This is a genomic window from Streptomyces sp. NPDC002144, assembly GCF_053593695.1.
Genome location: NZ_JBSFDB010000050.1, coordinates 1 through 26,963 on the forward strand (window position 1 = coordinate 1; position 26,963 = coordinate 26,963).

24 protein-coding genes and 2 pseudogenes are annotated in these 26,963 nt (G+C 68.7%); 15 read left to right on the plus strand and 11 right to left on the minus strand.

Annotation, left to right across the window (positions count from 1 at the left end; genetic code table 11):
• Positions 1-261: 261 nt before the first annotated feature.
• From ACWCQ1_RS42540 to ACWCQ1_RS42550, 3 genes and pseudogenes are all read right to left on the minus strand, one after another.
• Positions 262-1,818, minus strand: coding sequence for an alpha-L-arabinofuranosidase B (locus ACWCQ1_RS42540; protein WP_451028946.1), 1,557 nt, complete (start codon positions 1,816-1,818; stop codon positions 262-264).
• 145 nt (positions 1,819-1,963) lie between these two features.
• A complete protein-coding gene (locus ACWCQ1_RS42545; RefSeq protein WP_451028947.1) occupies positions 1,964-3,514 on the minus strand; it encodes an alpha-L-arabinofuranosidase B in 1,551 nt (516 codons plus the stop codon).
• A gap of 491 nt (positions 3,515-4,005) precedes the next feature.
• Positions 4,006-4,359: pseudogene (locus tag ACWCQ1_RS42550) on the minus strand (transposase); the annotation flags it as partial.
• Between the two features lie 220 nt (positions 4,360-4,579).
• Between ACWCQ1_RS42550 and ACWCQ1_RS42555 the strand changes: the two are divergent.
• The 3 genes from ACWCQ1_RS42555 to ACWCQ1_RS42565 all read left to right on the plus strand — a co-directional run bounded on the left by ACWCQ1_RS42555 (position 4,580) and on the right by ACWCQ1_RS42565 (position 5,765).
• Positions 4,580-4,798, plus strand: coding sequence for a hypothetical protein (locus ACWCQ1_RS42555; protein WP_133047103.1), 219 nt, complete (start codon positions 4,580-4,582; stop codon positions 4,796-4,798).
• Between the two features lie 37 nt (positions 4,799-4,835).
• Entirely contained in the window at positions 4,836-5,024 is a 189-nt protein-coding gene (locus ACWCQ1_RS42560) for a hypothetical protein (protein ID WP_165955014.1), read from the plus strand.
• Positions 5,025-5,105: 81 nt separating this feature from the next.
• Positions 5,106-5,765, plus strand: coding sequence for a zinc ribbon domain-containing protein (locus tag ACWCQ1_RS42565; RefSeq protein ID WP_358607693.1), 660 nt, complete (start codon positions 5,106-5,108; stop codon positions 5,763-5,765).
• 38 nt (positions 5,766-5,803) lie between these two features.
• Here the strand turns inward: ACWCQ1_RS42565 and ACWCQ1_RS42570 are convergent, their stop codons facing one another.
• Positions 5,804-6,379, minus strand: coding sequence for a glycoside hydrolase family 2 TIM barrel-domain containing protein (locus ACWCQ1_RS42570; protein WP_358607696.1), 576 nt, complete (start codon positions 6,377-6,379; stop codon positions 5,804-5,806).
• Positions 6,380-6,388: 9 nt separating this feature from the next.
• On the opposite strand from ACWCQ1_RS42570, the gene ACWCQ1_RS42575 reads away from it, so the two are divergent.
• Positions 6,389-6,892 carry a TetR family transcriptional regulator C-terminal domain-containing protein gene (locus ACWCQ1_RS42575; protein ID WP_451028965.1) on the plus strand — a complete coding sequence of 168 codons (504 nt, stop codon included), beginning with the start codon at positions 6,389-6,391 and terminating at the stop codon, positions 6,890-6,892.
• A 6-nt stretch (positions 6,893-6,898) separates the two neighbouring features.
• Here ACWCQ1_RS42575 and ACWCQ1_RS42580 read toward each other — a convergent pair.
• Positions 6,899-7,693 (minus strand): annotated as a pseudogene (locus tag ACWCQ1_RS42580) (helix-turn-helix transcriptional regulator); the annotation flags it as partial.
• A 285-nt stretch (positions 7,694-7,978) separates the two neighbouring features.
• On the opposite strand from ACWCQ1_RS42580, the gene ACWCQ1_RS42585 reads away from it, so the two are divergent.
• Genes ACWCQ1_RS42585 through ACWCQ1_RS42595 form a run of 3 tightly spaced genes read left to right on the plus strand, consistent with a single transcriptional unit; the run spans position 7,979 to position 10,035 of the window.
• Positions 7,979-8,833, plus strand: coding sequence for an oxidoreductase (locus ACWCQ1_RS42585; protein WP_451028948.1), 855 nt, complete (start codon positions 7,979-7,981; stop codon positions 8,831-8,833).
• A 27-nt stretch (positions 8,834-8,860) separates the two neighbouring features.
• Positions 8,861-9,202, plus strand: coding sequence for an SDR family NAD(P)-dependent oxidoreductase (locus ACWCQ1_RS42590; protein ID WP_358607705.1), 342 nt, complete (start codon positions 8,861-8,863; stop codon positions 9,200-9,202).
• A 29-nt stretch (positions 9,203-9,231) separates the two neighbouring features.
• Positions 9,232-10,035: an SDR family NAD(P)-dependent oxidoreductase gene (locus ACWCQ1_RS42595; RefSeq protein WP_451028949.1), complete on the plus strand. Its 804-nt coding sequence runs from the start codon at positions 9,232-9,234 to the stop codon at positions 10,033-10,035.
• A gap of 41 nt (positions 10,036-10,076) precedes the next feature.
• On the opposite strand, the gene ACWCQ1_RS42600 is transcribed toward ACWCQ1_RS42595, so the two are convergent.
• On the minus strand, positions 10,077-10,475 hold the full coding sequence (locus ACWCQ1_RS42600; RefSeq protein ID WP_358607710.1) for a VOC family protein: 399 nt from the start codon (positions 10,473-10,475) through the stop codon (positions 10,077-10,079).
• 318 nt (positions 10,476-10,793) lie between these two features.
• Between ACWCQ1_RS42600 and ACWCQ1_RS42605 the strand changes: the two genes are divergently transcribed.
• From ACWCQ1_RS42605 to ACWCQ1_RS42620, 4 genes are read left to right on the plus strand one after another with little or no spacing between them, the layout of a single operon-like run.
• Entirely contained in the window at positions 10,794-11,402 is a 609-nt protein-coding gene (locus tag ACWCQ1_RS42605) for a toxin (protein ID WP_358607713.1), read from the plus strand.
• The gene (locus ACWCQ1_RS42610; RefSeq protein WP_451028950.1) at positions 11,399-12,592 is read left to right on the plus strand and encodes an MAB_1171c family putative transporter; all 1,194 of its coding nucleotides are present in this window, start codon (positions 11,399-11,401) and stop codon (positions 12,590-12,592) included. Before ACWCQ1_RS42605 ends, ACWCQ1_RS42610 begins: the two co-directional genes overlap by 4 nt.
• A 48-nt stretch (positions 12,593-12,640) precedes the next feature.
• Positions 12,641-13,792, plus strand: a complete 1,152-nt coding sequence (locus ACWCQ1_RS42615; protein WP_358607718.1) for a DUF6545 domain-containing protein — start codon at positions 12,641-12,643, stop codon at positions 13,790-13,792.
• 28 nt (positions 13,793-13,820) lie between these two features.
• Positions 13,821-15,251, plus strand: a complete 1,431-nt coding sequence (locus ACWCQ1_RS42620; protein WP_358607721.1) for an FAD-dependent oxidoreductase — start codon at positions 13,821-13,823, stop codon at positions 15,249-15,251.
• 130 nt (positions 15,252-15,381) lie between these two features.
• Here the strand turns inward: ACWCQ1_RS42620 and ACWCQ1_RS42625 are convergent, their stop codons facing one another.
• The 4 genes from ACWCQ1_RS42625 to ACWCQ1_RS42640 all read right to left on the minus strand — a co-directional run bounded on the left by ACWCQ1_RS42625 (position 15,382) and on the right by ACWCQ1_RS42640 (position 19,555).
• The gene (locus tag ACWCQ1_RS42625; RefSeq protein ID WP_358607723.1) at positions 15,382-16,392 is read right to left on the minus strand and encodes a cytochrome d ubiquinol oxidase subunit II; all 1,011 of its coding nucleotides are present in this window, start codon (positions 16,390-16,392) and stop codon (positions 15,382-15,384) included.
• A 50-nt stretch (positions 16,393-16,442) separates the two neighbouring features.
• Positions 16,443-17,852: a cytochrome ubiquinol oxidase subunit I gene (locus ACWCQ1_RS42630; RefSeq protein WP_358607726.1), complete on the minus strand. Its 1,410-nt coding sequence runs from the start codon at positions 17,850-17,852 to the stop codon at positions 16,443-16,445.
• A gap of 285 nt (positions 17,853-18,137) precedes the next feature.
• The gene (locus ACWCQ1_RS42635; protein WP_358607729.1) at positions 18,138-19,136 is read right to left on the minus strand and encodes an alpha/beta hydrolase; all 999 of its coding nucleotides are present in this window, start codon (positions 19,134-19,136) and stop codon (positions 18,138-18,140) included.
• A gap of 101 nt (positions 19,137-19,237) precedes the next feature.
• A complete protein-coding gene (locus tag ACWCQ1_RS42640; RefSeq protein WP_358607732.1) occupies positions 19,238-19,555 on the minus strand; it encodes a putative quinol monooxygenase in 318 nt (105 codons plus the stop codon).
• Positions 19,556-19,699: 144 nt separating this feature from the next.
• On the opposite strand from ACWCQ1_RS42640, the gene ACWCQ1_RS42645 reads away from it, so the two are divergent.
• The 3 genes from ACWCQ1_RS42645 (at position 19,700) to ACWCQ1_RS42655 (ending at position 22,249) form a co-directional block, all read left to right on the plus strand.
• Positions 19,700-20,605, plus strand: a complete 906-nt coding sequence (locus ACWCQ1_RS42645; protein WP_358607735.1) for an AraC family transcriptional regulator — start codon at positions 19,700-19,702, stop codon at positions 20,603-20,605.
• 158 nt (positions 20,606-20,763) lie between these two features.
• Positions 20,764-21,513, plus strand: coding sequence for an SDR family oxidoreductase (locus tag ACWCQ1_RS42650; protein WP_451028951.1), 750 nt, complete (start codon positions 20,764-20,766; stop codon positions 21,511-21,513).
• Positions 21,514-21,667: 154 nt separating this feature from the next.
• Positions 21,668-22,249: a 3'-5' exonuclease gene (locus ACWCQ1_RS42655; RefSeq protein WP_207929913.1), complete on the plus strand. Its 582-nt coding sequence runs from the start codon at positions 21,668-21,670 to the stop codon at positions 22,247-22,249.
• A gap of 201 nt (positions 22,250-22,450) precedes the next feature.
• On the opposite strand, the gene ACWCQ1_RS42660 is transcribed toward ACWCQ1_RS42655, so the two are convergent.
• The gene (locus ACWCQ1_RS42660; protein WP_133047117.1) at positions 22,451-23,182 is read right to left on the minus strand and encodes an alpha/beta hydrolase; all 732 of its coding nucleotides are present in this window, start codon (positions 23,180-23,182) and stop codon (positions 22,451-22,453) included.
• A gap of 907 nt (positions 23,183-24,089) precedes the next feature.
• On the opposite strand from ACWCQ1_RS42660, the gene ACWCQ1_RS42665 reads away from it, so the two are divergent.
• Positions 24,090-26,921 carry an AfsR/SARP family transcriptional regulator gene (locus ACWCQ1_RS42665; protein WP_451028952.1) on the plus strand — a complete coding sequence of 944 codons (2,832 nt, stop codon included), beginning with the start codon at positions 24,090-24,092 and terminating at the stop codon, positions 26,919-26,921.
• Positions 26,922-26,963: the final 42 nt, after the last annotated feature.

Genomic DNA, 26,963 nt, shown 5'->3' on the forward strand with positions numbered 1-26,963 from the left:
TCCGAAGGGCCAACAACCTTCATCTTCCGCACAGCACCATTTCAAGAACTGCTCCTACAACCAGCTCCATTCATGTTCAGGACACAAATACCCGGTGTCTCTGGGCCTCTGGACCTTACGACGGCCCGTCCAACCCACCAACAAGGTAGGACCCTCTGATCGCCACTGCAGCCCTCACACGAGGGAGCGAGCACGGCTTCCCTGGCTTCTGTAGGGCTGCCGTGCTCGCCGGGGGTGTTCAGAGGGAGGGACGGTTGCCTGCTAGTTCCAGGGGGAGGCGGTGAGCCAGCTGGTGTCCTGGGTCCACGAGGATGTGGAGTCCCAGGCGTTGGAGCCGCCGTTGCTGGCGATGTAGGCCGTGTAGTTGTAGTGGCGGATGTACTTCGTCGGGTAGTTGACGGACTGGAAGGAGTGGCCGACCCCGCTGTTGCCAGTGGTGGGGCAGAAGGTGGCGTCCTGTGCGAATGTGCTGCCGCCGTTGTCCGTGTTGAGGTAGAGCTCGTAGTTGTAGTGGCGCAGGTACTGACCGGGGTCGTTGGCGGACTCGAAGGACAGGCAGGAGCTGTTGGCCAGGCCCGCGCGCACGATCCAGGTGGCGTCGGCCTTGTCGGTGGCCGAGCTGGAGGAGCTGATGTTGGAGATGACGACCTTGGTGTCGGCGTCGTCATGGCGGAGGTAGTCGGTGGTGCAGCAGGGTGAGGTGGTGGCCTGCAGGGAGATCCGGGAACCGGGGGTCAGCGAACCGGTGCTGGTCGAGCCGCTGTTGTAGCCGGCTGCGGTGATGTTGGCCTGTACGGCGTTCTCGGTGGCGTCCGAGGGATAGCCCGAGGTCATGACGCCCTCGTAGAAGGTGCCTTGGGCGCCCTTGCTGTTGTCGCCCCCGATGCCGAGGATGATCGCGCCTTCCTTGTGCATCGGGTTGTAGCCGGAGACGTTGGGGCGTACGCCGCTGTAGTAGGTGGACAGGCTGCCGGACTGTGCGTCGCCGCCGCGGATGGCCCACTGGTTCGGGCCGCCCTTGACCATGGCGGTCACGAATCGGTTGGTGACGGTGGGGTCGCCCGAGTTGAGGTGCTGGTTGACGCCAGAGAACAGACCGTTCTCGAGGTCGGCCATGATCCAGGGGCCGTTGCCGCTGCCGTAGCCCCAGGACTTGCTGTTGCCGAAGTAGATGGCCTCCATGTGGCCGTTGCCGGTGTCGGTGCTGCTGGTCTCGGCGTTGCCGTAGTCGAAGCAGCAGCCGCCGTTGAAGTGGGTGCCGTCGAAGATCGCGTACTCGCCCTCGGCCTGGTCTCCGGTGGCGATGCCGTTGGTGTTGTTGTTGCGGTAGCCGGTGCCGGGGGCGACGTACACGCCGTACGCCTCGTGTCCGCCGACGGTGACCGGCGCCTCGAAGGCGTTGGCGAGGTTGTCCGGTCCGCCGGCTGCGCCGCCCGCGGGTGCCTGGGTGAGGTTGTTGCCCTTGCCCGACTGGTCGTAGATGACGGTGATGACGCAGCTGGTGTTGGCGCAGAAGGAGTCCTGGGCGGCGGCGTTCGCGTATCCGCCGGCACTCAACAGGCCGATGTTCAGGGTGGCGTTGTCCGAGGCGCGCCTGACCTGGTAGAGCGAGCCGTTGTACGCCGCGTACAGGGCGCGTGTGGTGCTGTGCGCGGCGACGCAGGGGGTGCCGCCGGCGGCGTAGATGTCACACGGCCCCTGGGCGGCGGCCTGGGAGGGGGCTGCTGTGGCGGTGAGGAGACCGGCGGCCAGGGCGGCTGTGGCACCGGCCGCGAGGAGTGCGCGTCTGACGCTGCGTATCCACGGTGGTTTGAACATGCGGAGACTCCTTCACTGGGTGGGTGATGTGCGGGTTGGCGCTTCCCGGTGTCCGGCTGCGCGGACGGTGCGGCTCGCGTGGACACCTACCGGGTTCGGCGTGGCTTCGGCTCTCTTCGGCACCGGACCCGGGGCTTGTTGCTCGTCAGCTCCAGGGGGAGGCTGCGAGCCAGCTGGTGTCCTGGGCCCACATCGAGGCGGTGTCCCAGGTGTTGGTGCCGCCGTCGCTCGCGATGTAGCCGGTGAAGCCGTAGTGGCGGATGTACTTGGTCGGGTAGTTGAAAGATCTCAGCGAGTAGCCCGTGCCGCTGTTGCCCGAGGTGGGGCAGAAGGTGGCGTCGGCGGCGAACTGGCTCGTGCCGTCATTGGGTTGGAGGTGGAGCTGGAACGCGTAGTGCCTGAGGTATCTGCCGGATGCGTTGGCCGACTCGAAGGAGACGCAGTTGCCGTTGGCCAGGCCGGCGCGCACGATCCAGGTCGCATCGCCCTTGTCGGTGGCGGAACTGGAGGTGGTCACCGGCGCGATGACGACCTTGTCGTCACTGGTGTCGTGCTGCAGGTAGTCGCCGGTGCAGCAGGAGGTGGTGGCCTGCAGGGACAGTTTGGCGCCGGGGATGAAGGGGGTGCTGGTGCTGTAGCCGACGGCTGCGATGTTGGCCTGGACCGCCGCCTCGGTGGTGTCGGAGGGATAGCCGCTCACCATGGCGCCTTCGTAGAAGGTGCCCGCGCTTGCGTTGTGGTTGGTCTGGCAGCAGTCGCCACCGCTGCCCAGGATGATGGCGCCCTGTTTGTGCATCGGGTTGTATCCGCTGGGCAGTGCGCCGCTGTAGAACTGGGTCAGGCTCGCGGACTGGGCGGCCGCGCCTTTGAGGGCCATCTGGGTGGTGCCGTTGTTCTTGAGCATCGCGGTGACGAAGTGGCTGGTCTCGGAGACCTGGTTGGGGTTCCACGCCTTGCTGCCGCCGGTGAACAGGCCGTTCTCGAGGTCCGCCTGCACCCACGGGCCGGTTCCGCTGCAGCCGCCGAACCAGCATTCCGTGCTGAAGTTGATGGCGTCCATGGCGCCGTTGCCGTCGGCGTGGTGGTCGGTCTCGGTGTTGCCGTAGTCGAAACAGCAGCCGTTGTTGACGTGGGTGCCGCTGGTGATCATGTACTCGCCCTCGGGTGAGCTGCCGGTCGGCACGCCCCCGGTGGAGTTGTAGGCGAAGTAGCTGTTGCCGGGGTTGATGTACAGCGCGTAGGCCTTCTGGCCGCCCACACTGACCGCTTCGGTGGTTGCGTTGGCCGCCGTGTCGGCGCCACCGGTGCCGCCGGGTCCCTGGTAGACCAGGGCGTTGCCGGCGCCGGTCTGGTCGTAGACGCGCGTGATGGTGCAGGTGGTGCCGGCGCAGAAGGAGTCCTGTGCGGCGGCGTCGGCGACTCCTCCGGCGGTCAGTACCCCGATGTTCCGCGACGCGCTGTCCGATGCTCGCTGCACCTGGTAGAGGGGGCCGTCGTAGGCGGCGAAGAGCGCGCGCGTGGTGCTGTGCGCGGCGACGCACGGGGTGCCCCCCGCCGCGTAGATGTCGCAAGGCTCCTGTGTGGTGGCGTGCGATGTGCCGCTGAAGGCGACCAGGCCGGCGAAGGCGAGCGCGATCGAGGCCAGGGAGACGCTCACTCTGCGGCGCAGTCGGCGGAAATGGAACAGGGCAGGCACCTTGAACTCCCTTGTTCGTCGGTACTGAGCGGCAGGCCGCGCCCCCAACCGACTTCGCGGTGGGCTCTGGAGAGCGGGCCGATGGGGGGCTGAGGTGGGCAAACGTGTCCGGCGACCGGGGACAGGCAGCGGAACACGCACTGAAATTGTTAGCGCTAACAATCCTGGCCGGACTGGGGTGTCGGTCGATCCTTTCAGGTGGGTGGACATGTATGGTGAGCGAACCAAATCGCGGGCGACCCCGGATTGTTAGCGCTCACAATTTGAGGAGCGATCAGACCGCCCTTGGTCGGCCGGATCAAGCCATGACTATCGGCGAACACCCCATCCGCGTCAAGAGGTTGAACCGCGCGTTGCACGAGTGCGGCGATGAGCGGCCGCCCGACCAGATCCGATCTCATTTGGTGGAGTCCGCTGCAGCGGAGCAGGGCGCAGGCGACGGCGGTGAGGCGCTCGATGGGTCAGCGAGGGCGCCGCCCCGCGTTGAGGGCCCGCGCGTTGAGGGCCCTCGCGTTCACCGAGTCGATCGCGCAACGGGACCACTCCTGCTCGTCACGGATGCCGAGTTCTTTGCGGAGCAGGCGACGGAGCTCGGTCCACACCCCGGCCTTCGACCACTCGACGAAGCGCCGGTGAACGGTGGCCCCCGAAGGACCGAACGAAGCGGATGGCAACTGTTGCCACGTACAGCCCGATGTCGCCACGAAGACGATCGCGGCCAGCACTTCCCGGTCACCGTGCCGCCGTCTGCCGCCGCCTTGAGGTCGCGACGGGGGCTCGGGAACCACCCGCTGGAACAGTTGCCACAACTCGTCCGGCACCAGCCGCTCAACGATCGAGACCACGACCGGAGCCTATCGAGCCAAATGAGATGCGTGTGCAATGCCGACGAAGGACCGGCCTGATCTCCGGCACACCCACCACCTGGGCACCGGGGGCGTCACCCTCATGGCGCAGCACTCCGCCGGAGCGTTCGGCGCCGCCTCCTTCCCAATCCCGCCACCCTGCGCACGACCGGCACCAGCCCCATATGCGCGAAACAGGCACACCCCGCACGCTGGAAACATGCCCACTGACCAGAGCGTCATCATCTATCCGCCGACGGAAGACGGCGGCCGGCGTGTCCGCATCGGCGATCACTTCGTCGGTATCGCCTATGGACTCCTGGACGTAGCCGTTCTCCTTCAGGAGGCCGGCCTGCAGGACTGGGACGAGATGGACGTCGCAGGGTCCGCCCTCATCGAATGGCGCGGTGGCGGCCCTGACCAGTGGAAAAGTTCATGATGCCGGATCTCCTCGAATAATCGCCCTGGCCCGGGCCATGCTGCGGACCGCACCCGTCCTGATCCTCGACGAGCCGACGGCCGGCGACCTCCGCCTGACCGCGCAGGCCGACCTCGTTCTCCACCTGACCGACGCAGCGGCCACCCTCGCCACCGGCCCTCATTCGGCCACGCGCGCCGGCGCCGAGCATGACGCGGCCAGCAGCCGGGCAGGACCATGGGGGTGACTTTTCGGCCACACAGAACCAGTACTCTTCCGCTTGCGTCGTAGGGCAGTGTGCCGACGGCTTGGCCTGTGGGGGGACCACGTGAGCAGCGAGATCTACTTCAGCAACAACTACCGGGACCTGTGTGAGCGCACCGGCACTGGAGCGGGTTTCCAGTTCGAGTTCTCCTGCTCGCGCTGCTATGACACCTGGCGGTCGCCCTTCGAGGCGTACACGGGTGAGCGCGCGGCCAGTTGGCTCCGGAAGGGGACGGACCTGGCCTGGAGCCTCCTCGGCAACACGGGGCGGGGTGTGACGTCGGCGGCCGACGGGCTCGCCGGGGCCGGCTGGGGACAGGCCCGCGACCAAGCCTTCCAGCGGGCGATCAGCCACGCACAGGGGCACTTCAACCGCTGCGCCCGCTGCACGAACTATGTCTGCGGTCGCTGCTGGAACGCGGCGCAGGGGCTGTGTCTGAACTGCGCCCCCGACACCGCGGCCGAGGCCATGGCGGCCCAGCAGCGTGGCCTGAACGACATGGCCTCACAACGGGCCTACGCCGCCGGGCAGCAGGTGGGACAGAACTACGACCCCACCACACCCCGCCAACTGGTCTGCCCCCAGTGCCGTACCGAGACCCACGGAGCCGCGTACTGCTCCGGCTGCGGCTACCACCTGGCCCAGTCCGACCACTGCTCCTCCTGCTCGGCCGTCGTACCGGACGGCGCGGCGTTCTGCCCCGGATGCGGCACACGCCGGTAGCGCACCCATCGGCGGCGCCGGGTGGGCGCCGCCGATGCTCAGTCGTCCTTGCGCCAGCGCGTCCGCAGGCTGAACGCGGCGCTCTTCGGGCGTCGTTCGCGGGTGAAGACGCCCTTCTTATTGCCGTCGACGAGGAAGACGCCGGGTGCGGTGGCGAAGTCGGCGAAGTGCCAGACCTGTTCACCGACCGCGGCGTCGACCCGGTCGAACACGCGGTGGTACACGTCGAGCAGCTCGGTCTGGTATTCCTCCGTCCACGGGCTCGGTACGGTGCTGCGCAGGCCGGGGTAGGTGTCGGCGCCGTACTCGGTGATGACGATGGGTTTGTCGTGCCGCTCGGCCCACTGGCGCAGTTCGGCTTCCAGCTCCGTCTCGGCCGTCGCCAGGTCGTCGGGGCCGAAGTACCAGCCGTAGTAACGGTTGAGCAGGACGACGTCGAAGAGGTCGGTGACCGCGCACTGGTCCGGTGATCCCATCAGCACGTTGAGGTAGGCGATGGGCCGGGTGGAGTCCAGACGGCGGGCTTCGGCTGCCAGTGGTGTGAAGTAGTCGCGGGCTTCGGGCTGGACATTGTCGGGTTCGCGGTCCTCCGCTACGTCCGCCGCAACCTCCAACGGCCGGATATGCTGCGCCTGCTCGCCCTCGTGGCGGCGGAGTCACACGCTCCGGACCATCCCGCACACCAGTGGTTCCGCGACAGGTACGAACGGGTCGTCGCCGGCGTCGCGAACGCCATCCGCCGGGACCAGGACATGGGCCGCATCTCCAACAGCAGAGACCACCACCAGATCGCGCAGTCCCTGGTCGCCCTCTGGGACGGTCTCCAACTCCAGTGGCTCGCTCATCGATCCCCCGCGCGACCTCGCGGCCCGGATGACAGCGGCGCTGGAGGACCTGCTGGGCACCAGGGTTCCCACGGAACGGCTGCCCACCTCACCGGGCTGAGCCCGAGGCCGCCCGTCGCATGGGCGCCAGGAGATGCGGCTCCAAACGCCGGGGTGGGTTTTACGCGTGTCGGGGATCGGATCCTGTTCGCCCGCCCCGTCCTGTTGCTGCTGGGCCGTGCCCTTTTCGGTGGTGGCGGGGCGGGGGGTCGACTGGGCGTACCAGCTGGCGAGGATGCGTAGTTTTTCGAGGTCGTCGTCGGTTTTGCCGGCGTAGACGAAGAGGATCTGGTCGGGGTCGCCAGGCAGGGAAAGGGCTTCGTAAGTGATGTCGAGGCGGCCGACGACGGGATGATCGAACCGCTTGGTGCCCCAGGTGCGTTCGACGACGGTTCGCTCGGCCCACCAGGTGCGGAACTCGGGGGATGCGGAACGTAGTTCGGCGACGAACGCGGCGATCTGCGGGTCGTGGGGGTTGCGTCCGGCCTCGGCGCGCAGCACGCCGACGACTTCGGAGGTGACCTGCGCCCAGTCGAGGTACAGGGAGCGGGCGGCGGGGTCGAGGAGCATCCAGCGCAGCAGGTTGCGATCGCCGGGTGGGCGGTGGTTGAACGGGGTGAGCAGGGCGTCGAGGAGGTCGTTGGAGGCCAGGACCTCGTTGCGGCGGCCCAGGACGAAGGCGGGCCGGTCGTGTAGCCCGTTCAGCATGCGCAGCAGATCGGGGCGCACCTGCTGGGGTGGCGCCTGTTGCGCACCGCGGCGGGGCTGGGGGCGCAACAGGTCGCGCAGGTACTGGGTCTCGGCCTGGGTGAGGTGCAGGGCCTCGGCGATGGAGAGGATGACACCCTCGGAGGCGCTGGTCAGCCGTCCCTGCTCCAGGCGGGTGTAGTAGTCCACGCTCACCCCGGCGAGCTGCGCGACCTCTTCACGGCGCAGGCCGGGTACCCGTCGGCCCGGGTAGTTCGCCAGGCCGACCTGGGTGGGGCGGACCGCGTCACGCCGGGTGCGCAGGAACTTCTTGATCTCCTCGGCATTGTTCGCCATGTCCGCCAGTGTTCCCCGGCTCGTGTCGGGGATCCACCGGCGAAGGGGGGAAGGCCTTTCCCCGGCAGCAACGGCCCCCGTTCACGGCTTGGTCTGCCGCGTTACGGCGTGCATCAATGGTGGGGCGGCCACCGCAGCGACCCTGAGGGTTCGCGGCCCGCCTGCCGTGTGTGTCGCACCGGCCGGGGCGGGCGCCGCCTTTCCCCCGTACACAGCGCCCCCTTCGCCGTCATCCGTTGTGATCGGCGTGGGAGGGGTGCGCCCGTTCCGAGGAAGATCCGTATCGTGACTGCTTCGCAGAAGGTCTGGTTCATCACCGGCTGCTCGACCGGCTTCGGCCGCGCCCTGGCCCAGGAGGTCCTTGCCGCCGGCCACAAAGCGGTCGTCACCGCTCGCGACGTCACCCAGGTCAAGGATCTCGTCGAGGGCAACCACCGGTCGCTCGCCCTGCCCCTCGACGTCACCGACGCCGTCCGGGTCAAGGAGGCCGTCGAGGCGGCGGAGAGGCACTTCGGCGCCATCGATGTGCTGGTCAACAACGCCGGCATCGGCTACTTCGCCGCCGTGGAGGAGAGCACGGACGACGAGATCCGCCGGATCTTCGACATCAACGTCTTCGGCCTGTCCGACGTCATCCGCGCCGTCCTGCCGGGCATGCGCGCCCGCCGCTCGGGAGTGATCGTGAACTTCTCCTCCATCGGAGGACTGCGCGCCTTCCCGGCCGTCGGCTACTACGCCGCCACGAAGTTCGCCGTCGAGGGCCTGACCGACGCCCTGCGCCAGGAGGTCGCCCCGCTGGGTATCACCACGCTGCTCGTGGAGCCCGGCCCCTTCCGCACCGACTGGGCCGGCCGGTCCGCCAACGAGACGCTGCCCGAGCGGGAGATCGCGGACTATGCCGACACGGTCGGCGCGCAGCGGGCCGCGTTCCGCGCGGACAGCGGCAAGGAGCCCGGCGATCCCCACGCCGCCGCCCGGGCGATCATCACCGCCCTCGCCGCCGACAACCACCCCCAGCGTCTGCTGCTGGGCGCCCCGGCGTACGGCATGGCGATCGAGCAGCTGGAGTCGATGCTCGCCGAGATCCGCGCGAACGAGGCGTTGACGAAGTCGGCCGACTTCGACGCCCCCGCTGCCTGACCTCCAGTCGGGCGCACGTGCCGGCCGGTGACGAGGCGGTACGGCCTCTCGCTGGCCGGCCACGGCCGGGCACGTCGGCACGTCGGCACGTCGGCACGTCGGCACGGCACACGGTGTCTCGACGACCTGACCCACCAGCCTGACGCGATCGCAGGCGTCAGTGCCGTCCTGCCCGACATGATCGCCCGTCGGCCCGGCCACATCCTCAACCTCGGCTCGGTGGCCGGAATCCGCGTCGGACATGCCAGCGGCGTGTACAGCGCCACCAAGTTCTCCATTGCCCAGGGCCTCAACAAGGGCGCGGTCCACCCGGACCGCCGAGGTCACCGTCAACGACATCGTCCTCCACCCACCCGCCAGGACTGGTAACCCCAGCAAACGGAACAGGAGCACCACTCATGAGCAGCACCGCCTCCCACCGCCCGCTCGCCCTGATCACCTGGGCCTCCGCGGGCATCGGCCGCGAACTCGCGACGCTGTTCGCCATCAACGGCTTCGACCTGATCGCCACCGGCCGCAGCGAGCAGACCGACCAGGCAGCGGCCGACCTCGCGCGACACGGCGTCCACGTCACACCCGTACGCGCCGACCTCTCCCAGAGCGAGGGCGTCGAGGCGGTGTGGCGGGCGGTGCAGGAAACCGGCCGGCCACACGACGCCGCAGTCCTCAACGCCGGCCGGAGCATCGGCGGTGCCTTCCTCGACACCGACCTCGACGACGAACTCTCCCTCATCCGGCTGAACGTGGCCTCCGTCGTCCACCTGGCCAGGCACGTCGCCCGGCACATGGCCGACAACGGCCGCGGACGCATCCTGATCACCTCTTCGCTGTCGGCGACCCTGCCCACCCCCTACGAGACCGTGTACGGGCCCTCCCGCGCGTTCACCCACATGTTCGCCCCCGGCCTGCGCGAGGAGCTCAAGGAACACGGGGTCACCGTCACCTGCCTCATGCCCGGAGCCACCGACAGCAACTTCCACGCCAACGCCGGCATGAACAACACCGCCTTCGGCCCCGGCATGAAGAAGAACAGCCGCAAGGAAGTCGCCCGCCAGGGCTTCCTCGCCCTGATGAACGGCCGCGCCGAGGTCGTCGGCGGGGACGCCGCCACCAAGCGCACTGCCCTTGAACACCGCTTCCTGCCCGAGACGTACAAGGCCGCCCGTCACGCCACCAAGGCCAAGCCGCGCCCTCAACACTAGGGCGCCCATGAAGCTCGCAGCCCGGAGAGCCAGAAGGCGACTCACGAATCGGACGGCGCCAGGGTGCGCAGGACATCGAACTCGTTGCCCTCGGGATCGGCCATGACCACCCAGCTCCGGCCGGGGCCCTGGCCGACGTCCACCTTGGCCGCGCCGAGGCCGAGCAGCCTGGCCACCTCGTCGTCCGTACTGCCGTCGATCGGGCTGACGTCGAGGTGCAGCCGGTTCTTCACAGCCTTGCGCTCGGGCACCCGGATGAACGCCAAAGTGGGCGGCATCTGGCGGGCCCTGACCTCCTCGACGGTCGGCTCCCAGGAGGCGATTTCGACCTTGCCCTCGCTCCGGTCGATCACCTGGAAGCCCAGGACGGCGCACCAGAAGGCCGCGAGCCGCTCCGGATCATGGCAGTCGACGACCAACTCGGTGAACCTACTGGTCATTTCTCCCCCAGACGGTACGGACGGGCGCTCAGCCTATGGGGCCGCCCACCTCGAATCTCTTCCTCTGCCCCTGCCTGGCACCGCACAACACTCACATCCTTGGAAGAAGTGGGCAGGGGTTTCGTGCGGTGGCCTCTTTGCCGTCCCACGCCGGTAAACGCTCCGGTAAGGTCAGGGCGACGTAACCAGGGAGGGTGGATTCCTTGTGTGGTGAGGCCTTTGAGCCAGCTCGAGCCGCGCTGTCCCCTCACTGGCACATCACCCTTCCGGACGCCGTGACGTGCGTCATCGCCCTCCCCTCGAACCGCAAGAGCTGAGATGAATCCTCTGACCGGGTTGCGCGAGTGGCGACAGATGCGGCGCCGCGACAGGGACATGCAGCAGTTCGCCGACGAACTCATCGGTCCCATCCGCGAGCGTCTGGCCGGTGAGCAGGCCGACGCGTCGGGCGGGCAGCGTCCGGCTGACCCGGAAGCCCTGTTCCAGGCCCTTGTCGAGTCCGCGAGGCGATGGCGCGGTGATCGTCCGCTTGAGGTGCACCGAGTCCGCATTCCGCGCAAGTTCGGCGCTACTGGCATGTGGGTGGAGCGGCAGGATCAGGACGACGTGATCATCGAGGCGGATGCCGAAGTCTGGCACCAGGCGCAGATCCTCGGCCATGAACTCTGGCATATGAGACAGAAGGACGGGCTGACGCCCGAGCAGCTGGCGAACGAAGCCTGTTCCCCAACCGGATCGGGGCATCTGCACGCCACCCAGCCGGCGGCCGCGCGGTCCCGCTTCGACGAAGATCCCGAGAAAGAAGCCGAGTTGTTCGGGATTCTCGTGGGGCAGCAGATGCGATCGCTGATGGATCGCGATGTGATCGCCGGCGACACGGCCCGCCGGATCGCGGATTCCCTCGGTTACCAGAGGAACCGCAGATGAGCGGGGCGATCAACTACATCAGTTGTGCTCTGCTGTGGATCGCGCTCCTGTTCCGCCTGCCCGATCTGGCCAGACGCCGGATCGATCCGTCCTTGCGTGCCATCGTCGCCGTGCTGGGATTCGCCTCGCTGTGCTTCCTGTTCGGGGCTCCCCCGACAGTGGCGCTCATCAACCGGCTGACCGGTGTGCCCAATATCGCCGCGCCGCTCACCTACGGGGCGATCACCGCGTACAGCGCGGCTTTGCTGATCCTGATCGCTTGCTGGCGGGACGGGCCGACCATGCGTCGTACCACCCGAAAATGGATCTACGGCTACGCGGTTGTGCTTGCGGGTATCGCCGTCCTCTTCGCCGCGGGCAGTCCGGCCGAGGAACGGCGCACCGACTTCGACACCTATTTCGCGACGACTCCCTGGGTCGCCGAGATGATCGTGCTGTATCTGCTGGCGCACCTGACGGCGGTGACGGTCAGCGCCACATGGGCGCTGCGCTGGGCACGCGAGAAGGAGGTTCGACAGCGTCCCTGGCTTCGGGCCAGCCTCTTGACGATCGGCACCGGCACCGTGCTCAGCGCCGGCTACAGCATCTCCAAACTGGCTGCCGTCGGGGCACGTTGGTCCGGCAGGGACTGGCCCCAGTTGGGGATCTCCATCCCTCCGCTCTTTGCGGGGTTGGGTGCGTTGTTGACGGTGACCGGTGTCTTGCTGCCGCTGGCTGGGCATCACTTTTCCTCCTGGGGCGACTTCGTTCGTCTCGCCCCGCTCGATGCCGTGCTCGATCCGGTGCTGACGGATCGCGCCCTGCGACTGGAGCGGCCTCGCTCCCCCTTCTTGTGGGCCACCTGGCGCCGTAGCACCATCCTCAACGGCCTCCACGAGATCGAAACGCTCTTCGACAGAGGGCTCTACGACCACGTCGTGGAAACGGAGTTCAGGAGGCTGCAGGAGCGGGGTGGCCGACGCGGCCGCTCAGTTACCGCTCATGAACTGGCCACTTCCGCCGCATGGGCGGCCACCATCGCCGCGGCGGCACAGCAGAGCATCCTGCCGGCGGAGCCACCCGGTGAACCGGCCCCATTGGCACTGCCGCGCAATCCACGGATGCTGGTCCTGATCGCCGACGCCATAAGGAGATCCGAGCGTGAGTCTCACTACGCCGCAACCGGCCCCGCCCGGGCCGGATCGGCATGACGCGCGCCACCTCCCGTACCCCACAGTCGGCGGAACGGAGCCCCCGGTATGAGCCTTGTCGTCTATCTGGCGGCGCTGCTGTTAGTGGTGGCCGCGATGGTGATCCGCCGATCCCCCACGACCGCTCCCACCTCGCTGACGGTTCCTACCCGGGCGACCGCGTTTCTCGGCGCCGTCTGTTTCATCTGCGCGGCTCCGGCGACGCTGGCCGCCGTCAACCGCGTCACCGGGATCCCGAACGTCGGTGCGCCGCTGACCTACAGCTCCATCTCGGCCTTCAGCTGCTCACTGATCATCCTGCTGATCCACTGGAGGGGCGGACCCGCCCAGCAGATACGGCGGATGGTGCGGATCAGCATCGCGGTCTACGCCATGCTCATCTTCGCCATCATCGTGTTGTTCAGTCTCGCGGACGCGGACACCGAGCGCCTCACCGACCTGGACACCTATTACGCCAACACCCCGTACATGCGGGAGATGATCGTCCTCTACCTCCTGGGGCACCTGGCCAGCACCATAGTTCTGAGCGTGGTGTGTCTGAAGTGGGCGCGCGATGAAGTCACCGGTCTACTCCGTGTCGGACTCCGGCTGATCCTGGCCGGCCTGCTCCTGGACGTCCTCGGATTCGAGCTGACCAAAGTCACGGCGGTCGTGGCCCGGTGGTGCGGCTACAACCTCGATTTCCTGTCGACGACGGTGGCCCCGCCCGCTGCTTCCCTCGGCGCGCTCATCTACTCCGCCGGATTCGTCCTCCCGCGCCTTTCGGCGGCGGCATCGGAGAAGCAGAGCCTGGTCAACTACCGTGCCCTGCTGCCCCTGTGGACCGCGGTCAAAGATGTCACCACTACCCCCCAGGCCGCCCCTCGCTGGTGGCAGTTCTGGTGGCAACTGCCCAGCCGCCGCCTTTACCTGCTCGAAGCGCGCATCCGCGACGCCCTGCTGCAGTTGGCGGCTCAGGTCGACCAGCGCGTCGGCGAGACCGCTTATGCGGCCGCGGTGGGTCGTGGTGAAAGCCCCGACAGGGCCCGCATCGCCGCGGAGAAAGCGATGATCACGGATGGCATACTCCGCGCATCGGGGCGGATCCGCGGTCCTGCCGATCCGCCGGAGAAACTCCGCCTCACCATAGACCTGGTCGAACTCGCAAACGCCGTGAGCGGAACGCAGCATGCGGCACCGGATCACGTACGGGCACAGTGAACACGTACGACCGCAACAAGGAGAACCTGTGTCGCAAAGAGCTGTCGTGATCGGAGCGGGCATAGCCGGGCTGCTCGCTGCAGCAGCAGTGTCCCGTGCGGTCCCCGAGGCGGAAATCGTGCTCCTCGACAGGGACGTGCTTCCTTCCGGCCCCGCGAACCGCCGAGGGGTTCCCCAGGGACAGCATGCCCACCTGCTCATGGCCGGCGGGTGGATGGCGATGGAGAGTCTGTTCAGGGAAGACGTTCGCAAGCGCCTCTTCGAGGCAGGCGCGCACGAGATCTCGCTCGCCAACGGCATGCTGGCCTTCTCTCCCGACGCCGGATGGTTCCGCCGGTACCGGTGGGACGGCTCCCGCATGATCACCTGTACGCGGGGCCTGCTGGACTGGGTGGTCCGCGAAACGCTGCTGCAGCAGACGACCAAGGTCTCCGTCCATCAGGCGGTGGTGGAGGGGCTGCTGGGCGACACGCGGCGCATTCGCGGCGTCCGCATCAGCGGGGACGACCCGGCCCTGGGCAGCGAGGTGGAGGCAGACCTCGTCATCGACGCTAGCGGACGCGGTTCCCGCAACATCGAATGGCTCACCGCCATCGGCGTCAGCGGTGTGCAACAGAGGAAAATCGACTCCGGCCTCACCAATGCCACCCGCATCTACCGCACACCACCGGGTGCCGAGTCCTTCCCCCTGACCATGATCCAGGCAGACCCCTACAGCGGCCGGCCCGGCAGAAGCGCCATGGTTCTGCCGATCGAGGGCAACCGGTGGATGGTCAGTGCCGGCGGCACCCGAGGTGGCGAGCCTCCGAACGACCCCCAGGGCTTCCTCGACTACATTGCCGGCCTTCCGCATCCGATTGTCAGCCAGCTGATCTCCGGCGCCGAGCCCCTCACCGACGTGGCGGTCAGCCGCAGCACCAGCAACGTCCGGCGCTACTTCGAGAAATCCCCGGTGTGGCCAGAGCGATTCCTTGTTCTTGGCGACGCGTTGGCCACCTTCAACCCGGCCTACGGGCAGGGAATGTCCGTCGCCGCTCTGGGAGCGCATGACCTGTTCCAGGAACTGGTCCGAAGCGATATCTCCACCCCCGGCCTGTCCCGCCGCGTCCTGGTGAGCGCCGCCCGCCACGTCGACACCGCATGGTCCACCGCCGTGGCCATGGACGTCCTGTACCCGGACGTCAGAGGTGAGAAGGCAACGATCGCCGACCGGCTCGCCGCCGGTTACGCACGCCGACTGACCCGCGCCGCGACCGGTTCCTTCAACGCCGCGGCGGCCCTGTGGGACGTGACCAGCTTGAAGGCCCCCGCATCGCGGCTGCTGCGCCCAGCAGCCCTGCTCGCCACCCTCAACGGACCACCGCTGCCCCGGACAAACGAACCCCCGCTACAGCCCTCGGAACGACGGATCCTGCAAGGTCTCACACAGGCCAGTGGGGAACCACACGGATCGCGTTGAAACGTACGGATCACGTGGAAACGTCGACCACGCACCGGGCACACCTCAGCACCCGTGCACATCACCTGCGATCTGAGCAGTCGTCAAATTCTGTGGCGACTCCGGGGTACGCGACGCGAGAAGGCGGGCTTTACTGGGACGACCGCTGGTCCGCCGTTTCTCGTTGGAAGGTGGTGTACAGCAGCCACAGGGAGGGCACGAGCACCAGCGCTCCCGCCCCGAGCGCGACGAGGATCGCTGACAACACGGAGGAGTTGGCCGCGGCCGCGGTCACCGTGGTGCTGCCGACCAGCAGGGCCGGGTACTGGGCTGCGCCCCACGCCCACAGGATCGCGGCGACCGCCAGTGCCGCCGCGCCCCGGGCGGTCACGTAGCGCCGTCGGAGCAGCAGGCCGAGGCCGGCCAGACCGGCCACCGCGCTGGTGATCACCAGTGGCAGCGCGCGGTGGGTCAGTCCGTGGAACAGTTCGGGGGCGTCCGCGTGCAGCACCGCGATGCCCGCGAGGGCGACGACACCCGCCACCAGGCCGCTGGCGACCGCGTCGCGGGTGAACGCTGCGGTCAGTTCGGTGCGCCCTGCGCGGCTGGCGTCGGCGCACAGGTACACCGCCGCCAGATGCGCGCAGGTCACCACCGCCAGCACGCCGCCCAGCAGCGAGGTCGGGTTGAGCCAGCTGGTGACCACGTCACCCGCGGCGAGTCCCGGCGGCACGCGACCCGAGGCGACAGCGCCGGCCACCGTACCGAGGAAGAAGGGAGTGAGCAGGGACGACAGCGCGAAACACGCGCCGAACAGCCGCTGCTGCCACAGTTCCGTACTCGCCTTGCGGAAGGCGAAGGCGGCGCCACGGGCGATGATGCCCAACGCGGCCAGGGTCAGCGGGATGTACAGGGTCGACATCACCGCCGCGAACACGGGCGAGAACGCCGACCACAGCATCACGATCACGAAGATCAGCCACACGTGGTTGGCCTCCCAGACCGGTCCGATGCTGTGTTCGATGAGGGAACGCCGAGCTCGGCCACGCTCGGCACCTCCGGCCAGCAGGTCCCAGACCCCCGCGCCGAAGTCGGCTCCTCCGAACAGGGCGTAACAGGTCAGACCCACCCACATCACCGCGAGCGCCGCGTCAGCGAGCACGGTCACCTCCAAGGGACGTACGGCGGACGATCAAGGGGTTCATGGGGAGGTCACACGACGGGATAGCCGGCGACGTCCTCCTCCTGTGGTGCCTTGGGCACCGGGGTGCCGCGGGCTAGGCGCCGCAGGACGTAGACGGTCGCGACGGTCATGGCGGCGTACACGACCAGCACCAGCCACAATCCGGTCATCAGGCCGGGAGCCGGGTTGACGGCGTCACGCACGCTCATCACACCCCACACGATCCAGGGTTGCCGGCCCAGTTCGGTGACGCTCCAGCCGCATTCCAGGGCCACCACCGCGGCGGGACCGGCAACCGCGGCCGACACCAGGAACAGCCGCGCGGTGTTCATCTCGCCTCCGGTGCGGCGCCTGCGCCACCACGCCCACAGCAGCCACAGTCCCAGGGCGAGAAGGAAGAACCCTACGGCGACCATGAGATCGAACGCCCAGTGCACGCCGGTGACCGGCGGCCGCTGGGCAGGCGGTACCCGGTCAAGGCCCTTCACGACCGTGCCCGGACGGTAACCGACCAGAAGGGACAGTCCGTTGGGGATCTCCAGGCCGTACTTGAGCCCTTTGCCGTCCGAGACACCGCCGAGGGTCAGCGGGACGTGCGAGCCGGTGCGGTAGACGCCCTCGATGGCCGCGAGTTTGGCCGGCTGGTAATCGGACAGGAAACGGGCCGCCCAGTCCCCCACGACGATCTGGAACGGTGTCACGATCGCGCCCAGCGTCAACGGGATGAAGAGCCCCGCCCGGTGGTAGGCGTCCCGGCGCCCGCGCAGCATGGCCACGGCATACACCGCGGCGGTCAGGAACGACGCGACCATGAAAGCGGCCAGGATCATGTGCACGGTCTGCGGCGGGCTGGCCGGGTTCAGCATCGCCGCCCACGGATCGACGTCGACGACCTTGCCGTCGCGCAGGGTGAAGCCGCGCGGCTGGTTCATCCAGGCGTTCGCGCAGACGACGAAGAACGCCGACGCGGTGCCCGCGATCACGATGGGCAGGCCGGTCAGCAGATGGCGGCGGGGCGACAGCCGGTCCCACGCGTAGAGGTAGATGCCGAGGAAGATCGCCTCGAGGAAGAAGGCGATGCCCTCCAGCGCGAAGGGCAGTCCGATCACCTGACCGAACCGTCCCATCAAGCCGGGCCACAACAGCCCCATCTCGAAGCTGAGGATCGTGCCCGACACGGCGCCCACAGCGAAGAGCACTCCCATGGCGCGCGCCCACCGGCGGGCCAGCAGACGGATTTCCGGTCGGCCGGTGCGGATGCCGTACCACTCGGCGAGCAGCGTGAGGGCCGGGAGCCCCACCCCCAGACAGGCCACGATGATGTGCCAGGCCAGGGAGAAACCCATCTGCGCACGGGCCGCCGCGAGATCGCCCTCCGACACCCGGTCGGCCGCATATCCGCCGAGTACCCACGAGCCGGCGAGCAGAGTGTGCTTCATGACACCCGCCGGTACCCGGATCGGAGGGTACGAACCGGTATCCACCGCAACTGCACCCGAAGGCAGCACCGACACGCGGACGCACGCAGCGATAGGGCCGTGAAGGGGGAGCCCGCAGGGAGGATGCAGCCGGCCCCCGCGGACGCCCTGCGCCCGGCCGTCCGGCCCCGACGCTGGGTCTTCGGCCGGGCGTGCGTGCAGGGATCCGTCACCGGATACCCGGCGACGCACGATCGGACGCGCGCGGCGGGACTGGCAGCCGCCGCGTTTTCCTGGAGGGGAAAGCTATGGCCGATCACCGTCGGCTGGAGTCAGCGGCGCTGTGCGGCGCGGTTCGAGGAGTCGGACGAGCCAGTCCGTGCGGGTTCGGCGGGCTGTGATCGAGATGTGTGCCTGCGGGTACAGGGCGTCGAAGCCGTGGAAGCCGCCCGCCCAGACGTGGAGTTCGGCCTGGCCACCCACCGCCCAGATGCGAGTGGCGTAGTCGGTGTCCTCGTCGCGGAAGACCTCTGCGGAGCCTGTGTCGATGTACGTGGTGGGCAGACCCGAGAGATCCTCGGCCAGCGCCGGCGACATGTACTCGGACACCTCTGCATCGGCGAGGTCGCCGAGGACCGAGTTCCATCCGAACGCGTTCATCTCACCGGTCCAGACGCCGGGCACGCCGGAGTACTGGCGGCTGGAGGTGCTGGTGTTGCGGTGGTCGAGCATGGGGCAGATCAGCATCTGCGCGGCGATCGCCGGGCCGCCGAGGTCACGGGCCAGCAAGGTGACGCCGGCGGCGAGGCCGCCTCCCGCGCTGGCGCCCGCGACGACGATCCGGGCGGGGTCGAGGCCCAGTTCGGCGGCGTGATCAGCGACCCAGAGCAGTCCCTGGTAGCAGTCTTCGACCAGGGTCGCGCCGGTGGCCTCGGGTGCGAGCCTGTAGTCCACGGAGACCACGACCGCGCCGGACTGGTCGAGCCACTCCAGCGGGATGTCGATCTGGGAGAAGCGGTCGCCCATGACCATCCCGCCGCCGTGGATCCAGTAGATGCAGGGTGCGGCGGTGGCGCGATCGGTGTTCGCGGGACTGAAGACGGACAGGGGGATGGGTGCACCGTCCTTGGCGGGCACGGTGATCTCGAGCCGGTCGACGTGCCGGTGGGCGAGAAGGGACTCAATGGGCGTTGACGGGAGTCGGCGCAGATGCGCGAGTACTTCTGGACTGAGCTGGGACATGAGGGGCATGTCGGCGAGCAGCTCACGCAGTTCGGGGTCAAGAGCAGGTCGTGCCGTGGTCATGGTGCTGCCTTTCGTGGGGCGGTGGCGGACGGTCGGGCGAGAAGAGTTCCGCTCGGCATGGACCGAGGCGGCAGGTAGGACCAGGGGATCGATCGGCTGGGTCAGAAGGTGGCCTTTCCGCGGACCGGCACGTAGTCGGTGTACTCGGACTCCTTGGCCAGCAGTCCGGCTATCTGCGCCACGATGGACTGGGCGGCCTCGCCGGCGAAGATCCGGTGATGGTCCTCCTCGCTGGTCCAGCCCTCGGTGACGTGGACGACGTCGGGGTCGGACGCGGAACGGGAGACGAGGTAGACGACGCAGTGTTCGCTCGCTCCGGGGCTGCCCTCGTTCAGGCCGGTCAGCAGCAGGTCGACGAGCCGGTCGCCCATCCGGGGCTTGGCGGTCAGGGTGGCGTTGAAGCCGTAGTTGACGATCACGGGATCCTTCTTCTGTGGTGATGGAGTGAGGTGACTCCATTCAACCCGTGTGACCTGCGAAAATGTTAGATCGATACTCGCTCGCACTTGCACGATCCTCTCAATCACGGGAGCCGCGGTGCCGAATGATGCTGCAATGAAGGCATGTGCCTCGAAGAGCTCCGCACCCTGCTGGCCCGGCATGCCCGGCCCGACTGGACCACCGCCATCGACGGCGTCCTCATCTCGAAGGTCGACCGGTCCGATCCGCCGTCGCCCTCGATGTCGGGCACGGTGCTGGCGGTCATCGCCCAGGGCGCCAAACGACTCGCCCTGGGCGACCGGGTGTACGAGTACGGCCCAGGGCAGTACCTGGTCGCCTCCGTCGACCTGCCCGTCACCGGACAGTTCACCCAGGCCGACGCCGAGTTGCCGGCGCTGGGATTCGGTCTCGTGCTGGAACCGTCCGCCGTCGCCGAGTTGCTGCTGCAGGCCGGGCCCGGAGACACTCCCCGCTCCGGCGGAGGCACACCATCGGGGATCGCCGTCAGCGACGCTTCGGCCCCGTTGCTCGACGCGGTGGTCCGGCTGCTGCGCCTGCTGGACGAGCCCTGCGACCGGGCTGTACTGGCCCCGCTGGTCAAGCGCGAGATCCTGTGGCGCCTGATCACCGGAGAGCAGGGTGCCACGGTTCGCCAGCTCGGCCTGGCCGACAGCAGCCTCAGCCACGTCTCCCGGGCCGTGCGCTGGATCCGCGAGCACTACGCCCAGCCCTTCCGGGTCGAGGACGTGGCGCGGCTGTCCGGCATGAGCGTCTCCGCCTTTTACCGCAACTTCCAGGCGGTGACCGCGATGAGCCCGATCCAGTTCCAGAAGCAGATCCGACTACAGGAGGCCCGGCTCCTGCTCGCCACCCACCCGGGCGACGTCACCGGAGTCGGTCACCGCGTCGGCTATGACAACCCGTCACAGTTCAGCCGGGAATACCGCCGCCAGTTCGGCGCGCCGCCCAGCAGGGACGCCGCCCGCCTGCGCGATGCCGTGCGTGCCCCCGCCGGTGTCCTGCCCTGAACGGGCAGGCAACCGCGGAGGAGGATTATGCAAGGGCGAGCGAGGATAGTTCTACTATTCCCGCAGGTCAGAGCGATTCAATGGGATTACCAGTTCTTCTGCGGAGCAGGAAAGTGACTACGCTCCGCGGTTCCCATCACATCGCCGAGGGGCACAGCATGAAGACAGTTCTGATCACGGGTACCTCGTCCGGGTACGGCCGGGCGACCGCCCTCCACTTCCACGCGCAGGGGTGGAACGTCATCGCCACGATGCGCACTCCCCGTGCAGGCGTCCTGCCCGAGTCGGACCGGCTCCGTGTCGTCGAACTCGACGTGACCAAGCCCGCGAGCATCACGGCCGCGCTTGAGGCGGCGGGCCCCGTCGACGTCCTGGTCAACAACGCGGGCGTCCCCTCGATCGGCGTGTTCGAGGGCACCCCCATGGCCCAGGTACGGGAGGTGTTCGAGACCAACACCTTCGGTGTGATGGCGACCTCCCAGGCGGTGCTGCCCCAGTTCCGTGAGCGCGGCTCCGGCGTGGTGGTCAACGTGACCTCCAGCGTGGTGCTGGGCCACATGCCGCTCTCAGCCGTCTACAAGGCGAGCAAGATGGCCATCGAGGGGTTCACCTCGTCCCTCGCGCTCGAACTCGCGCCGTTCGGTGTGCAGGCGAAGACGGTCGAGCCGGGCGCCTGCCTCACGACGAACTTCGCCACCACGGCGACGAATGGCACCTCACTGGACGAGCTGGTCCCGGCGCCCTATGCGGCGTGGGCGAAGAAGGCCATGGACTCCTTCACAACCCAGGACCTGTTCACCAAGGAGACCGATGTCGCCGAGGCGGTCTGGCGAGCCGTGCACGACACGACCGGCCAGCTGCGATTCCCGGCCGGTCCCGACGCGGTCTGGCTCGCCCAGGCGAAGTGACCGACCAGCAGGCAAGGTGACGTGTACTGACGCCAGAGGAAGCCCTTCTCGTCGTGCACCGAGATCCGTGCCTGGCGGCACCGCTGGAGGGTGACGACGGGGGCATGCCGATATTCGGGTGCCGGGTCGGGCTCGGGTCCCTACCCTCGGCCCCATGCGTCACCAATCCGCCCTGCTGAACGTCATCGATGTGGAAGCCACCTGTTGGGATGGGCAGCCGCCGCCCGGATCTGTGAACGAGATCATCGAGATCGGTCTCACCGTCGTGGACGTGGCGGCACGGCGCCGGGTATCCCGGCACCGTGTTCTGGTCCGCCCCACCCGGTCGACGGTGAGCGACTTCTGCACCGAGCTGACCGGACTGACTCAAGCCGAGGTGGAACGGGGCGTCACCTTCGCCGAGGCCTGCCGGATCCTCGTCGAGAAGTACGGGGCCGGGGAGCGCCCCTGGACGAGCTGGGGCGAGTACGACCGCCGGCAGTTCGCTCGGCAGAGTCAGGCCGACGGAGTGGCCTACCCCTTCGGCTATCCGACCGAGCGCACCCACACCAACGCCAAGGCCGTATTCGCCACGGCCTACGGGCTGCGCAAGAAGCCCGGCATGGACCACGCCCTGCAGATCGCCGGACTGCCGCTCGAGGGACGCCATCACCGCGGCGAGGACGACGCCTGGAACATCGCCGCACTCGTCCTGGACCTGTTGGACCGCGAGGCATGGCCAGCCACAGCTGTTTAGAGAGTGCCTGAGTGACGCATGCACAGTCGGTCAAGCCGCTCGTCTTCGTCCATTGGCATGCCCTTTCTCCGCACCGCGGGCCCCTGCCCAACTGGCAGAGGCCCGCGGCATGAGCAGCAAGGGAGCGCCGGGGCCTGTCCCCGACGGGCAGCATCCCGGTCAGCGCGGCTTACCGTGTGCTGGTTGCCTGACGGCCCGGTCTCACTTCAGGTGCCGGGTGAAGAACCGGGCCGCGGCGTCCCCCGCGAACTGCGGGACGCCGGTGTGGCCACCCATATTGGCGTTCAGGGACTTCTCCTTGGAGCCGAAGGCGTCGAACAGGTTCAGGGCCGCCTGGCGGTCGTTGCCTTCGTCGTCCCACTGGAGCAGGACGTGCAGCGGAATGGTGACCCGGCGGGCCTCCTCGAACATGACGCGAGGGATGAAACTCCCGGCGAACAGACCGGCGGCCACGATGCGCGGCTCGACCACCGCCAGCCGGACGCCGATGGAGATCACTCCCCCCGAGTACCCGACCGGGCCGCCGATCTCGGGCAGCGCAAGGAGGGCGTCCAGGGCGGCCTGCCATTCCGGGACCGCTTTCTCAACCAGCGGGAGGACGAGGGCGTCGATGATCTCGTCGCCGACCGGCTCACCGGCCTCCAGCGCCCTGCGCAGGTCGGCTCGGGCCTGCTCGGTGGCGGCCGAACGGGGCCGGTCACCGCTCCCGGGAAGTTCGATGGTGGCCGTGGCGAAACCCTCCGCCGCGGAGTGCTGGGCCCGCCCCGCCAGCCGGGGGTACATCTTCGGCAGTCCGCCGGGGTGGCCGAGCAGGATCAGCGGCACCGGAGCGGTAGCGGATCCGGGTGTCCACAGGATGCCGGGAATCTCGCCGAGGGTGAATTCGCGCTCGAGGACGCCGTCGTCGAGGCGCCGTTCAGATGTGAAATGCATGGTCGTGCCCTTTCGGGAGTGCACACAACGGCGCTCCCGGACGACCTATCGCCCGACCGTGACCCCGGAGGGGAGCACCCATGTCGATACAGCGTTCACGGGTACCACCTCCTCAATCACTCGCACGGCCGCCGGAAACGTAACAGCGGTCGCGGTCGTCCACCAACCGGTTTTTACGCGCTTGTCCCTTGCGGCGCCGAGCGTGGAGGCTCTGATCATCAGCAGCCCTCGGAGTCCCCGCCGCATGGGACACCGCCTGGGCTGACACCGCACCTCGCCGGAGCACATTCCTGTAGCGGCCCCGGGGGTAGCCGAGTGACCCCTACGGGCGCAGCATGGATGTGTGACGGGTTTCGCCAGTGACTTTTAGTGATTTTCACTGACCGTACGGAGCGGCGGATCGGAACGATCATGACCGAGGTTATGTTCATACGCGGTGAACCGTGCGTCCGCTGCGCAGGTGAGGAACAACGGCCCACCGGGACACTTCGCACGCTCTGCGAGGATCACTTCAGGGACGTGGCCGTCGTGCACTTCGCTCGGCGGAAACACCCCAACCCGGTGGAAGCGGCCACTTCGGCGATGAAAGGTGGCCTTCAAGTCGCATCCGCCCCCGCAGACCAGATCCCTCACAGCTTCGGCCGGAACTCCGACCTGACCCGAGTTGACTGCGAGTGCAGCCGAACTCGTTCTCCAGGAAACGTGGTGTGGCGGAGCCGAGGAGGCCCTCCGCCACCGCCGAGGTGAACAGCAGCGTCCGCCGGTCGACTGCCGGGAAGACCTGGCTGGGCTGAGCCTTGTGGGGCTGACTTACGCGCGCGTAGCGTGTGTCGTGGCCTGGTACCGGGGGGTGTCACCAGGGGAAGGTGCGGAGCGTGTGCGCGTCTGATCGCCGGGGGTTGTCGTGGTGACGTTCAGACTTCTCGGGCCCGTCGAGTTATGGGCCCAAGGTCCGATCGACATAGGCCCTCCGCAGCGGCGGAACGTGATGGCGGCGCTCGCCGTGGACGCCGGCCGGGCGGTGCCGATCGAGACGTTGATGAGGCGGGTGTGGGGTGCGGATCCGCCGGACGGGGCTCGTCAGGCGCTGTACGCGCATGTGGCCCGCCTTCGGCGGGGGTTGGCGGCCGCCGGGGCCGTCCGCACGCCGGGCCTGCTTCGGTGTAACGGCGGTTACGTGCTGGACACTAACCCCGAAGCCGTGGACCTCCACCGGTTTCATCGCTTGGTCGCCGACGCCCGCAGAGCCGGCCGGAGCGACGCCGAGCAGGTGACCATACTCCGCGAGGCCTTGGACCTGTGGCGCGGGGAGCCCCTCACCGGACTGTCCGGGGAGTGGGCGACGCGGATGCGCGACACCTGGCAACGGCAGCGGCTGGACGCGGTCACCGCGTGGGCCAACGCTGAGACGGCGGTGGGCAACCACGCTGTGGTGATCGACCGGGTGCCCGAACTCGTCGACCAACACCCCCTCGTGGAGCCGTTGGTGGCCGTGCTGATCCGCGCACTGTACGAGGCGGGGCGCGGATCCGAGGCGCTGGAGCGCTTCGCCGAGACCCGGAAACGGCTGGCCGACGAACTGGGCGCCGATCCGGGGACCGAACTCCGGCAACTCCACCAGACGATCCTGCAGGGCGCCCCCCGGCCGGCCGAGGCCACGGATCCGCCGCCTTCGGCACGTCCGCGGTCCGCGCCGATTCTGGCCCATCTGCCCCTGGACGTACCGGCTTTCACCGGACGGCAGGAGGAGCTGGCCCAGCTCGACAAGATCCTCGCGGGCGACATCGGCAGCCCCACGGTGGCCGTGATCTCGACCCTCTCCGGGACCGCGGGCGTAGGGAAGACGGCCGTGGCCGTCCACTGGGGGCACCGGGTGGCCGACTGGTTCGAGGACGGCCAGATCTACGTGAACCTCCATGGTTTCGAGCCTTCACGGGCACCCGTGACCCCGGCCGAGGCGCTGCCCCGGCTGCTGGAGGCGTTGGGCGTGCTCCCCCAGCACATGCCGGTCAGCCCGGAGGCCCAGGCCGGGCTGTACCGGAGCATGCTGGCGGGACGCCGGATGCTGGTGATACTCGACAACGCACGGGACGCCGAACAGGTACGGGCGTTCCTGCCCGGCAGTCCAGGGTGCTTCACCCTGGTGACCAGCCGAAACCGGCTCTCCGGCTTGATCGCCCTGGAAGGCGCCCGGAGTCTTGTCCTGGATGTGCTGCCCGCGGCGGAGTGCCGGCGGCTGCTCGCCCGCCGGATAGGGGCCGAGCGCGTGATGTCCGAACCGCTGGCGGTCGACGAGATCGTGAGCCGCTGCGCGCGGCTGCCGCTGGCCCTGGTGATCGTAGCGGCCCGCGCGGCCGTCGAGCCGGGGCTCGGCCTGGCACGGCTCGCCGCCGAACTCCGGGACGCGCAGGACTCCCCCGCCGGGCTGGACAGCTTCGGCAACGAGGACACGCGGGCGGACATACGGGCCGTGTTCTCCTGGTCGTACGGCACCCTGAGCCCTCAGGCCGCCCGGATGTTCCGGCTGCTCGGCGTACACCCCGGCCCGGACATCAGCGTGCCCGCCGCCGCGAGCCTGGCCGGGATCCCCGTCCGGGACGCCGGCCGACTACTGACCGCACTGGCCGACAGTTGCCTGCTCACAGAGCACTCGCGCGGCAGATACGTACTCCACGACCTGCTGCGGATGTACGCCGCCGAACTCGCCGAGACCGTGAACGCGGCCGGCGAGACGCGAGCGGCCGAAGACCGCTTGTTCGGCCACTATCTGCACTCCGCCCACTGCGCGGACCGCATGCTGGATCCGCATCGAGATCCGATCGCGCTGCCGCCCGTGGTCCCCGGCGTCTCCCCCGAACACGCCGCGGACCACGGAGAGGCTCTCGCCTGGTTCACAGCCGAGCACCCCGTGCTGCTGGCGGTGGTGCACCGGTCGGGAACCGCCACGCGCAATGCACCGGATGCCCCGACCTGGCAGCTGACCCGCGCCCTGACGACGTTCCTGCAGCGACGCGGCCACTGGTCCGACTGGGCCACGGCCCAGGAGGCCGCGCTGCACTCCGCACTCCGTTCGGCCTCCGCCGCCGGGCAGGCCGACGCCCACAGCGGTCTCGGCCGCGCGTGCACCCGCCTGACGCGGCTGGACGACGCGCTCACCCACCTCACCCGCGCCCTGGATCTCCACAAAGCCCTCGGCGACCGAACGGAGCTGGCCCACACCCACCTCGACCTGGCGCGCCTGCACGCCCGGCGGGACGCCTACCCCGAGGCGCTGGCCTGTGCCCGGGAGGCACTTGACCAGTACACCTCCTTGGGTCACAGGAGCGGTCAGGCCCGTGCCCTGAACTCGGTGGGCTGGTACCACGCGCAGCTCGGCGACCACCGTCAGTGCCTCGCGTTCTGCGGGCAGGCGCTGGAGCTCTTCACCGAACTCGGCGTCCGCGACGGGCAGGCCGACACCTGGGACAGCCTCGGCTACGCTCACCAGCACCTGGGCGACCACCGCCGGGCCGCGGCCTGCTACGACAACGCCGTCGCGCTGTTCCACGGTCTCGGGGACCGCTACTTCGAGGCCGACGTGCTGGCCCACCTCAGCGAGAGCCACCGGGCCACCGGCGACGCCCCGGCGGCCCAGCGTGCCGCGCGCCGCGCGACGGACATCCTCGACGAACTCGGCGTGCCGGACTCGGACGGCGTCCGCGCCCGGCTGCGCCAACTCGGCCTGCCGGCCGGATCCTGAGTGAGGGGTCGCCCAGGTCGTCCTTCGCCTACTTATGGCAGG